The organism is Vibrio cincinnatiensis (assembly GCF_022113815.1).
Classification (GTDB): Bacteria; Pseudomonadota; Gammaproteobacteria; order Enterobacterales; family Vibrionaceae; genus Vibrio; species Vibrio cincinnatiensis_A.
The window spans coordinates 1-2,355 of sequence record NZ_SGOM01000040.1 but is presented as its reverse complement, the minus strand read 5'-3'; the positions used below and the strand labels follow the sequence as shown (position 1 = coordinate 2,355).

The 2,355-nt window shown below is 34.7% G+C and carries 2 protein-coding genes; both read left to right on the top strand.

Annotated elements, in window-relative coordinates; genetic code table 11:
• The first annotated feature begins 98 nt into the window (after nt 1-98).
• Nucleotides 99-1,172: a hypothetical protein gene (locus EXA13_RS16405; protein WP_238134072.1), complete on the top strand. Its 1,074-nt coding sequence runs from the start codon at nt 99-101 to the stop codon at nt 1,170-1,172.
• Nucleotides 1,173-1,954: 782 nt separating this feature from the next.
• Nucleotides 1,955-2,182 carry a DUF7225 domain-containing protein gene (locus tag EXA13_RS16395; RefSeq protein WP_238134071.1) on the top strand — a complete coding sequence of 76 codons (228 nt, stop codon included), beginning with the start codon at nt 1,955-1,957 and terminating at the stop codon, nt 2,180-2,182.
• The last annotated feature ends 173 nt before the right edge of the window (nt 2,183-2,355 follow it).

The window sequence follows — 2,355 nt, the reverse complement described above, 5'->3', positions numbered from 1 at the left end:
CAGCGTTGGGCTATGTGAGTCCAGTGGTGTTTGAAAGTGTGTAGTTATGTTGTGTCCACTTTTCGTGGGGTACACTAGTGTAATAAATAAGGAATACCGTGGAATCAATAAAAACGTTTATAAAAAATGGTTTGTTTTTAACTACAGTTTTAGGGGTTTACTATCTTTTTGTTTATACAATACATGAGAAAATCCCATTCCCATTAGATATGAGTGTCTTGCCAACTTTATTTGTGGCTTTAGGGATACTATGTTTATTGTTTACAATTGTTATAGTTTTCTATTCTTCAATATCTGTGATTGTATTATTAGATCCTATTAATATAAAGTATCATGATGTTTTTTATGCAAAGCCTAAGTATATAAAAAACAAGCATGTCGCTAGTGTATTGAACTTCGTAATATTCTATTGTTTCACTCCAGTTGTGTATTTTTTGACTTTCTATTTTGAATATCCAAAGGAAATATGGATTGGTTCGTTATTTATTATTCCGATATTGTTTGCGTATTACTCTTTAACGCCAGATATATCAATATTTAAAGATAAATTGTCAACAATCATAAGTGTTAGGTTTTGGTTGGTTACAGTTACATTCTTTTATATTGGCTTTTTTGCATTACTTTCAATATATGTATTTGTAAAGTATATTGAGTTTGGGTTGGCTATTAAAGCTGATTCAGAAGTTCTATTATCTCTTGCAATATTCTCTTTTTTAAGCTATTTGATTCTAATTCCATCTAGGCATAAAAATAGTTTTGAGGTTAATGCTAGCAAATATAAAAGTAAGCGTATTATACCTCTTCTAGTGAGCTCTCCAGCATTTGCTGTATATTTGTTTGCAGGTATTTTCTCATTAATGCCTCAAGTTGCATCAAAAACAGCTTCTATGTCATTTAGTTTTCTTAATGTAGGCGGAGGAATAGAGAGAAAATATTACTTCACACCAAAATCGAGAATTACAGTTCCGAATGAGCTGATTAAACATTGTGATAATGACACTTACTGCGAGACAAAAAAATTAAATGTTATCCTAGATTTAGGCGGTTCTTTATATGTGAAAGGTGACTACTTCGGTTACAAGGATACTATTGTTTCTCTTCCTCGTCATAAAATGAATTCTATTTCTCTTGGAAGCGAAAAAGTTAAGCTTGATGATAAAAAGGAGAAGTAGCTACGATGGTCAATATTACACATAACAAACGCTTCAAGATGGACAGCCAACGCGTGGCATTTTTATTATGCGTTGGTTTTTGTGATTACGGTGTTATGCGGAAGCTTGGTAGTAGCGTTGGCTGCCCCTTAAGCGGGCGTTATGTTTTTAGGAGAGTATATTGATTCCAATAATCTTTGGCTTGAGTCATCTCTGCTTTGTAATCGTTTTAGCTTTTTTGATTGCTACATCAAGCGATCCTGTCTCAGTGAACGGTTGGTTAGTAGTTTTGCCATTGGACTTTCCGGTTTCTTTGGGGCTATTCCCGATAGCTTACTACTTCGATGGAACATCAGTTCTTAGTTTGAAGGACTCATTGGGTAATTACAGCATTCTTAGAGATCTTAATAATTTCTGGGTCCCTGCTTTGTATTCTGGTATTTTGGGTTCGTACTGGTGGTATTCATTACCGAAAATTTTTGTATGGCTAAAGTTAAGGATCTTCAAACGCTTGAACTAGGCACACTGTTCACAACAAACATAACAAACGCTTTAAGGCGGATTCGCAACGCTCGCGGTTTTGGTTTGATTTGGCTTTTGCGTTTACGGTGCAATAATTAAGTATTGTGGTTGCGTTGCTCACCACTTAAGCGGGCGTTATGTACTTTTATGTTTCTGTCGTTTAAGTTGTACAGACTACAATGATTTTCAAGTAGTTAATGATATGTGGAATTGGGAAAATGTATCAAATTCTTAGCACAAGGTTTTGATGTTATTTCACGAAGATAGAGAGGTTAAACATAGTGGATAGAAAAGATAAAATTAAAAATGCTGTAAAGACTTCATTCACGCAACATCAACAGGTTACAACATTGGAAATCATTGAGGCAGTGCAAGCTATGTATCCAGAAGTGCCAAAGGGAAGTATTCTACCTAGCGACTTCTGTGACAATCACTCAAATGAAGATCCTTTCTCTGGTGTTTATCACATTTTTCATAAAGTTAGTCGAGGCTGCTACAAAGTACTGTAGCACGTACATAACAAGCAATTTAAGAGTGATTCCCAACGCTTGGCACTTTTCATTCCATCGTTGGGTTTTGTGGTAGCGTTGCTCACACCTTAATTGGGCGTTATGTAACTGTAGAGAAAAAGACCACAATATATTGAAAATTAAAATGTTTTTATGATTTCTTTACTTTGAAT